This is a genomic window from Actinoplanes sp. NPDC026619 (genome assembly GCF_040638295.1).
Classification (GTDB): Bacteria; Actinomycetota; Actinomycetes; order Mycobacteriales; family Micromonosporaceae; genus Actinoplanes.
The window spans coordinates 448,919-456,469 of record NZ_JBEZYA010000004.1; the positions used below are offsets into that span (position 1 = coordinate 448,919).

The window sequence follows — 7,551 nt, forward strand, 5'->3', positions numbered from 1 at the left end:
TACCGGTGCGCCGGGCGCGGGCCGCCGGTCCTCGCGACGTGCTGGTCGACAACTCCTTCTTCATCCTGGCCACCAGCGTGGTCACCGGGGCCGGCGGATTCCTGTTCTGGACCCTCAGCGCCCGGCTGTTCACCCCCGCGCAGGTCGGCCTGGCCAGCGCGCTGCTGGGCGCCTGCGGCACGCTCGCCCTGTGCAGCTTGCTCGGCCTCAACCAGACCCTGGTCCGGCGGCTGCCCGGCAACCATGCCCCCAGCCGGCTGATCAACACGTCGCTGTTGCTGATCACGGGCGCGAGCATCGTGGTCGCCGCCGGTTACGCGCTGATCGTCCCGTCGTTCGTGCCCGCGCTCGGCGCCCTCCGCGGCGCGCCCATGTTCCTCGCGTTCGTGCTGGTGACCGTCCTGACCGCGGTCAACGTCGGCACCGACGCGGTCTTCGTCGCCCATCAGCGGGCCCGGTTCAACTTCGCCATCGACGGTCTCCTGCAGATCACGGTCAAGCTGGTCGTTCTGCCTGCCCTGGTCTGGCTCGGGGCGTACGGCGTCTTCTTCTCGGCCGGGATCGCCACCGCCGCCGCCGTCGCGACCAGCCTGATCGTCCTCGTCCGCCGGTTCAGTTACCGTCCCCGGCCGGAGGTGGACGGCGGCGCCGTCCGCCGCGACCTCGCCTTCTCGTCCCGCACGTACGTGGCCGAGCTGTTCGACCTGGTTCCGCCGCTCGTCCTGCCGCTGCTGATCGTCCAGGCGCTGGGACCGCAGGAGACGGCCTACTTCCTCATCGCGTTCCAGATAGCCAACCTGCTGTACGCGGGCATCTTCGCGGTCACCCAGGCGACCTTCGCCGAGGGTTGCCGGCACCCGGGCAGCCTGCGGGCGCTGGCCGGACGGTCGGCTCGGATGCTGCTGCTGGCCCCGGTCGGCGGGCTCGTGCTGGCCGGCGTCGGACCGTACCTCCTGGGTGTGGTCGGCCCCGAATACCGCGCCGGCGGCGCCGGGCCCCTCGTGGTCCTCAGCCTGGGCGCGGTCGTCGTCGCGCCGACCGCCCTGTCGGCCGCGCTGCTCAAGCTGACCGGCCAACTCGGCGCGCTGGTGGCCGCCACCGCCTTGCGTAACGGCATCGTGTGCCTGCTCGCGGTGCTCCTGATGCCGCACGGCCTGATCGGGGTCGCCATCGCGTACGTGGGCGGCGAAGCCATCTCTCTTGTCATTCCTGCCTGGGCGTTGCTCCGGCGCTCCGTCTGGAAGGTCCGAGCGTGAAAATCCTGCTGTCGCACGCCTACTCCCGTCACAACGCCGGTGACGCCGCCCTGCTCAGCGTGCTCATCCAGGATGTCCGGGACGTGTATCCCGGCGCGGAGCTGACCGTGCTGATGATGGACGAGGTGCAGCCCGGGGAGACGTTCGACGCGGTGCCGGTCCGGCCGTTTCCCACCCACCACGCCCTGCACCGGTTCTCGTCCCGGGCCGCCAAACTCGGCCACTGCCTGGTCACCCTCGCGACGACCGCGCTGGCCGTGCGGGTGCCGGCCTTCGTGAACCACCGGGTCATCGGCCGGCGGCTCACCGAGTACCTCCGGCTCTGCCGCGGGAGCGACCTCGTGGTCTGTGTCGGGGGCGGCTATCTGCGCGGGAAACCCGCCCTGTCGAGCACATTCGAGCTGGCCCTGCTGCTTCAGCCGCTGGTGCTCTATCGCTGGATGGGGATTCCGACGGTGCTCTACGCCCAGTCGGTCGGGCCGTTCGCCACCCCGGCCCAGCGCCGGATGGCCGGGCACGTGCTGCGGAAGATCGACCTGGTGATCGCCCGGGAGGACATCAGCCTCGGCATCCTGGCCGGGTTGGGCGCGACCGCGAACGTGCGGCGGTCGGTCGACTCCGGCTTCGCCTTCGACACCGCGACCGAGGTCGACATCCGAAGCCGGGTCGGCGCCGCCCCGGACCGCCCGCTGGTCGGCATCACCGTCCGGCAGTGGCTCGACCCGGCCGGCCAGGAGCGCTACGAACGCGCGGTCGCCGCGGTCGCCGACGTCGCCGTCGAGGAATTCGGCGCCACCGTCGTCTTCGTCCCCCAGGTCACCAGCGAGCGACAGGGCGACGACGACCGGGTGGCCGGCCGCCGGGTGGCCGCCCGGATGCGCCGCCCCGCATCGGTCCTCGGCGACAGCTTCGACCACCACACCATCAAGGCCCTGTACAGCGGCCTCGACCTGCTCATCGGCACCCGCTTCCACTCAGTGATCTTCGCGATGACCGCGTCGGTGCCGGTGCTGGCGATCGAGTACGAGCACAAGACCTCCGGCATCATGCACGACCTGGGCCTGGACGAGTGGGTGTACGACATAGCCACAGTGGACGCCGCCACCCTGACCACCGGCCTGCGCGAGCTGTTCGCCCGGCGCGAAGAGGTGGTCGCCCAGCTCGCCGAACGAATGCCCGCCTACCAGGCCCGAGCCCGGGACGCCAAACAGGAACTGACCACCGTGGTAAGCAGCAGTTCTCCTGTCGTTCTCAAAGGACGATGACGGTCTTGCCGGGCAGCGCGCCCGCGGCGGCCTGGGTGTGCACGGCCGGCAGCTCGGTCAGCGGGATCCGCTGGGCGACGTTTACCCGCAATTCGCCGGAGTCGATCAGCCCGACCAACCGCGCCAGTTGGTCGGCGTCGCTGCGGACGAAGAGGTCGATGCCGCGTACGCCGCGCTCGTCGTTGCTCGGCGCGGGCATCCACACCGTGGTGTTCACCAGCACTCCGCCGTCGCGGATCAGGTCGAGCAGCGCGGCCAGCTGCGCCGGTTCGATCGGCGCCAGGTTGAGCACCACGTCGACCGGCGTGGTCACCGCGGTGGGGTCGACGACCTCATCGGCGCCGGCCGCTTTGGCCTGGTCGTTGCTGCGCGGGCCGGTCACACCGAGCACGTACGCGCCGGCGTTCTTGGCCAGCTGAACGGCGTAGCTCCCGACCGCCCCGCCCGCGCCGTTGATCAGCACGCGCTGGCCGGCCGTCAGCTTCGCGTGCTCGAACAGCGCCTGCCAGGCGGTGAGACCCACGGTCGGCAGCGCGGCGGCGTCGGCCAGGGGGATGCCGGCCGGCGCCGGAGCGAGAATGTCGGCCGGAGCGACGACATACTCCGCGGCCGCGCCGTCGGCCACCATCGACAGGAACCCGATGACCTGGTCACCGACCGCCCAGCCGCCGACGCCGTCACCCAGCGCCGCGATCGTGCCGGACACGTCGATGCCCGGCGTGTGCGGCAGCGTCACCGGGATCGGGCCCTGCATGAAACCGGCGCGGATGTTGCCGTCGACGCCGTTGAACGACGTCGCGGCGACCCGGATCAACACCTGTCCGGCGCCGGCGACGGGCTGCTCGACGTCCTCGTAACGCAGGACGCTCGGGTCGCCGTACTCGTGGAATCGCATTGCCTTCATGTTTGCCTCCTAGGTTTCTGCTTCGAACTCGAAGCACTTTCTGACCATAGCGTGCTTCGAGTTCGAAGCAAATAACGTGGGGTGTGAGTCGGCCGACAGTCGCCCTAGTCGCTCGCGGCCGTACGGAGACGGATCTTCGCGTCCGTCGAAGAGCCGGGCGCCGCCGTGAAGACCAGCAGCACCTGGAGCTCCTCCGGGTCCACGAGAAGCTGCCGGTGCAGCTCCAGCCGGTCTGCAACAGCACCTCGCCGGACCGGGAGAAAACGATCGCCGGGCAGTCCGGCAGGCACTCGATCATCCGCGTCATGACGCGGCTGGCGCGCTCTCGGTCCACACCTCTTACCTGCCTTCCCGGTCCGACCGATCAAGCGTGTCGTGAACCGGCGGCCGGGTGAATGGCCTCGTTATCCACTCGTCGCTCGGTGAGCCGGGCTCGGCCAGGAAGACCAGCAGCTCCTGGCCCTCGTCGGGGTCGACCAGCCGCCGGGCGTGCAGCTCCAGCTCGCCCAGTTCCGGATGGTGGTAGCGCTTGAGATCGTGGTGGTGGGTGACGTCCACCTCGTGCCGCCGCCAGACCTCGGCGAACTCGGGGCTGACCGCCAGCAGCGCGTCGACGATCTCACCGGCCTTGCCCGCCGGGCCGGGCTGACCTCTTCGTCGCGCAGGGAACGCCGTGGCGCCGAGTGCCCGCCAAGGGCGAACAGGTGCTCGCGCTCACTCGGCCTGAGCTTCAGTGCCCGAGCCAGAGCGGCCAGCATCTGCTCGGACGGCATCGGCCCGCGCTGCTGTTCGAGCCGGCTGTAGTAGTCGGCCGACATGCCGGCCAGCACCGCCAACTCCTCGCGCCGCAGCCCACCGGTTCGGCGCCGAGCCCCGCGGGGAAGCCCGACATCCTCCGGCTGCATTGCCTCCCGGCGCGCCCGGAGAAAGTCGGCCAGCAGTGCTCGGTCCATCCCTCGCGCTGCCATCTCAGTCGGTTCGGTTGCGGCTGGCGCGAGGTTTCGCGGACCGGGGAGGATCAGCGCGCATGTGGTCGCGAACACGGCCGAGAACGGCGCCCAGGGCGGTGAGGTCCGTGCCGGTCATCGGCTCGAACAGCAGTTGCCGGACGCGGTCGACATGCCCCGGAAGCACGTGGGCGATCAGAGCCCGGCCGGCGTCGGTGACCGTCACCATGACACTGCGCTCATCGTCCGGCGACGGCGAGCGGGTGATCAGGCCGCGTTTGTCCAACAGCCCCGCCTGATAGGTGAGCCCGCTGCGGCTGTACACGACCCCGTCGGCCAGATCGGTCATCCGCAGCCGGCCCTCGGGCGCGTCGACCAGCCGGGCCAGAATCTGGAACTGCACGTAGCTGAGATCACCATCGGCGCGCAGGTGCTCGTCCACCGCGTACTGCAGAAGGCTGCTGACCTCGATCAGAGCAAAGTACGCCCCAAGCTGCTCCGCGTTGAGGCCAGCCGCCGAATCACTCACCCCACGACCCTACTTGCTTAGAATTCGAAGTGCATCTCCGCCTCCGGAGGGCGACGCTGCGTGTCTCACTGCTCAGTGCATGCGATCCGGGTGGGTTAGCCGAGGCGTACGGCGTTGATGGTGTGGCTCAGGGTCGGCTCGAAACGGGCTATCTCGGCCTGCGTGATCCCATTGCGGCGAGCGATCGAATCCCAGTTCTCAACGGCCTCCGCTACCTCGCGAAGGATGACGCGTGCCTGCTCGTCGGCCAGGCCGAAACTCTCCGCGTAGACGAGGAGCGCGTTGACCTCGTCAGCCGGACGGGTTGCTCCGCCCACGCTGGTCACGCGCTGCGCCGCGAGCTCTGGGTTGGGGTTGACGTCGAAAGCGGGGGCCAACCTCCAGCCGGAGCCGAGGCGGAGGAATCCGTGGTTCCGAAGGTGGTCGTCGGTGTTGTGGATGGCTATCGAGAAGGCAATCCGCCGCCACAACTGACGAAGGTCTTCAACGGCTGCGGAGCTGTTCTCGGGGAGAACCTCGGCGATCTCGGTGTAGTCGCGAGGCTGCCCGTCCTGGGCTTCCAGAAGCGTCATCGCGCTGATGTACCCGACGCGGTGCGGGCCCTTCCGGTCGAACCGGTCAAGGAGGAGCACCGGGCTTCCGTCGTTCGACCGTCGGCTACTGCCTCGGCCCGAATGCGCTTGGCGATCAGATTTCGGCCCCAGCGGTCGGGTGCCGCGTCACTGAATGCCCCGGGGAGTCCTTGGGGTAGTGGCCAGGATCCCGTAGTCAGGCGGAGGGCGGGGTCGATGGCGTAGGCCCCAGGCAGTGCGAGGTAGTCGCGGTCGTAGGTGAAGGTTGCGGTCAGTCGACCTCGGCGAAAATTGAAGTGGGCATCGCCGGCGGCAACGGTTCGCCCGGAGAGCTCGACATAGGTGCGGAGATGGCTCACTGACGTACCCGCTTCGGCAGCGTCTCGTCGGCGCGGGCACGGCCGAGGTCAGTCTCATATGGATCCGTGGCTGTCACCATGGCATCCAGCACGCCCAGAGCCCGGGCTACGCTCAGGAACGCCTGCACGCCAACACCAGTGTCCCCGGTCTCAACACGGCGCAGCGTGGTCCGGGATATTCCGGCTCTCTCGGACACCTGGACAGTCGTGAGACCTTGCAGTTTTCGCCAGGCCACGAACTGCTCGCCGATGCTCTTAGCGGCGGCGCTGACCCGCGCGGAGGGACGAGGCATAACTACTCCTCAGAATTACGGGCCAGGATAGTAACCACTATACGACTTAACGACCACAATCGTGACCCTTAAGTGCGCGCCGAAGAAACCCGAAGCACAGGAAAAACCGTAGCGCAGGAGAAACCGAAGGAGAGGTGTTGGCAGGGGCGAAGCCCCTTCCAGCGCAAGACCCGCGAAGACCAACCACGACACGTGGGGTCTGGGGCTCGGCCCCAGGAGAAATAACACGAGCTCCCGGTTCGCGCTTCTCAGCGAACAGGGAGCTCCCAAGCTCGTGCCCCCGGCAGGATTCGAACCTGCGCTTTCGCCTCCGGAGGGCGACGTAGATCGCCTCCCACGCACACCCTCTGAGCAGGGCAGACATGTCATCCATGTTTCGGTAATGACGCCATCTCGGTACGCAACCGGTAAGACAACCTCCATGAGACGCCTTGGCTAGAGCGGAGGACCCCCATCCCGTCGCGAGCCACTCCAGGGTTGCGCTAGACGCTGAACACTGCGCCCCCCGGCCGAGCGAAGGGCGAGGTGTTAGTGAGCGGCCAGGCGTGAGAAGATGCCTACGGAGCGTAGATTTCCATCTTGGACTACGGGCAACCTTGATGGGCCTCACCGTTGGAGGGCGGCTGCTTATGGACCCGGTAACAGGCGCCATCGCGAAAAAGGCGACCAGTTCTGTTATGGCCGGGCTCGGCAAGCTGGCACAACCCAGCCGTGTGGAGAAGTTGGTTAGTCGAGCACTTCTAAAGCGAGACCGATCGCTGCCGAAGCCGTCGTTTGCCGAAGGTCGTCGGCTTGAGAAGCTATTGGCCCAGCCTGACATATGGGCGCTCATCATGAATAATAGCGTTCAAGTCAGCGATGATTTGGTTGACGAAGTATCGCGATGCTTGTCGACCGAAGACGAGAAAATGCGGCGGGCGCAGGCCCAAGACCTGGCGGAACTCTTTGTCGGCGAACTCCCTGCCGCACTTGATCCTGAGGACCGCACGGTATTAAATTCCTACCAGAACAGGCAGATCGCGGATCAACTGGTCGAGCTGCGCACCATTGCTGCTGGAACTTCCACCATCGCGAAGCCCCTGCTCAGCGAAGCGGCCGATGTAGCCGAATACCGTAGGCAGCTACGGGATGAACTTGATCACCGGAAACCGTCGATTAAGTTCAATCTAATGTACAGCGACAGCGAACATGGTATAGAGCCGCTAGAGGCTCTGGTCGGTGTAGCCAAATCTTCGCGGCAGGTGGCAGTTCACGCCGTAGCTGGCAGCGGCAAGAGTGTGGCGCTGCTGGACCTGGCTCTGCGCCTAGACGACTCCGCTGACGACCTAGTCCCAACGCCGCTCAGTTAGGGCGGGGTGGTGCTCGTCAAGGGTCTGGGCTGACGATGTTGATGCTGGTGGTGGCTTGGTAGCTGTACCGGTCGATG

At 67.5% G+C, this 7,551-nt stretch carries 10 protein-coding genes and 1 pseudogene; 3 read left to right on the top strand and 8 right to left on the bottom strand.

All coding sequences use genetic code 11. From position 1 onward, the window contains the following. Window positions 1–5: 5 nt before the first annotated feature. Window positions 6–1,256, top strand: coding sequence for an oligosaccharide flippase family protein (locus AB0E90_RS12775; protein WP_360403290.1), 1,251 nt, complete (start codon window positions 6–8; stop codon window positions 1,254–1,256). Beyond that, on the top strand, window positions 1,253–2,521 hold the full coding sequence (locus AB0E90_RS12780) for a polysaccharide pyruvyl transferase family protein (RefSeq protein ID WP_360403292.1): 1,269 nt from the start codon (window positions 1,253–1,255) through the stop codon (window positions 2,519–2,521). Before AB0E90_RS12775 ends, AB0E90_RS12780 begins: the two co-directional genes overlap by 4 nt. On the opposite strand, the gene AB0E90_RS12785 is transcribed toward AB0E90_RS12780, so the two are convergent. From AB0E90_RS12785 to AB0E90_RS12820, 8 genes and pseudogenes are all read right to left on the bottom strand, one after another. Then, complete coding sequence (locus tag AB0E90_RS12785; protein ID WP_360403294.1) at window positions 2,508–3,425, bottom strand: NADP-dependent oxidoreductase; 918 nt, start codon at window positions 3,423–3,425, stop codon at window positions 2,508–2,510. The genes AB0E90_RS12780 and AB0E90_RS12785 overlap by 14 nt on opposite strands. A 104-nt stretch (window positions 3,426–3,529) precedes the next feature. Beyond that, window positions 3,530–3,715, bottom strand: coding sequence for a hypothetical protein (locus tag AB0E90_RS12790; protein WP_360403296.1), 186 nt, complete (start codon window positions 3,713–3,715; stop codon window positions 3,530–3,532). A gap of 49 nt (window positions 3,716–3,764) precedes the next feature. After that, window positions 3,765–4,043, bottom strand: a complete 279-nt coding sequence (locus tag AB0E90_RS12795; protein WP_360403356.1) for a hypothetical protein — start codon at window positions 4,041–4,043, stop codon at window positions 3,765–3,767. A gap of 143 nt (window positions 4,044–4,186) precedes the next feature. Further along, window positions 4,187–4,393, bottom strand: a pseudogene (locus AB0E90_RS12800) (helix-turn-helix transcriptional regulator); the annotation flags it as partial. A gap of 1 nt (window position 4,394) precedes the next feature. Further along, window positions 4,395–4,901 carry a MarR family transcriptional regulator gene (locus AB0E90_RS12805; RefSeq protein ID WP_360403298.1) on the bottom strand — a complete coding sequence of 169 codons (507 nt, stop codon included), beginning with the start codon at window positions 4,899–4,901 and terminating at the stop codon, window positions 4,395–4,397. 95 nt (window positions 4,902–4,996) lie between these two features. Then, window positions 4,997–5,533, bottom strand: a complete 537-nt coding sequence (locus AB0E90_RS12810; protein WP_360403300.1) for a HipA domain-containing protein — start codon at window positions 5,531–5,533, stop codon at window positions 4,997–4,999. Next, window positions 5,470–5,832 (bottom strand): HipA N-terminal domain-containing protein, encoded by a 363-nt coding sequence (locus AB0E90_RS12815; protein ID WP_360403302.1) that lies wholly within the window; start codon window positions 5,830–5,832, stop codon window positions 5,470–5,472. The genes AB0E90_RS12810 and AB0E90_RS12815 overlap by 64 nt, the downstream gene beginning before the upstream one ends. Continuing rightward, a complete protein-coding gene (locus AB0E90_RS12820) occupies window positions 5,829–6,125 on the bottom strand; it encodes a helix-turn-helix transcriptional regulator (RefSeq protein WP_360403304.1) in 297 nt (98 codons plus the stop codon). The genes AB0E90_RS12815 and AB0E90_RS12820 overlap by 4 nt, the downstream gene beginning before the upstream one ends. Before the next feature lie 599 nt (window positions 6,126–6,724). On the opposite strand from AB0E90_RS12820, the gene AB0E90_RS12825 reads away from it, so the two are divergent. Beyond that, window positions 6,725–7,474 (top strand): hypothetical protein, encoded by a 750-nt coding sequence (locus tag AB0E90_RS12825; RefSeq protein ID WP_360403306.1) that lies wholly within the window; start codon window positions 6,725–6,727, stop codon window positions 7,472–7,474. Window positions 7,475–7,551 lie beyond the last annotated feature (77 nt).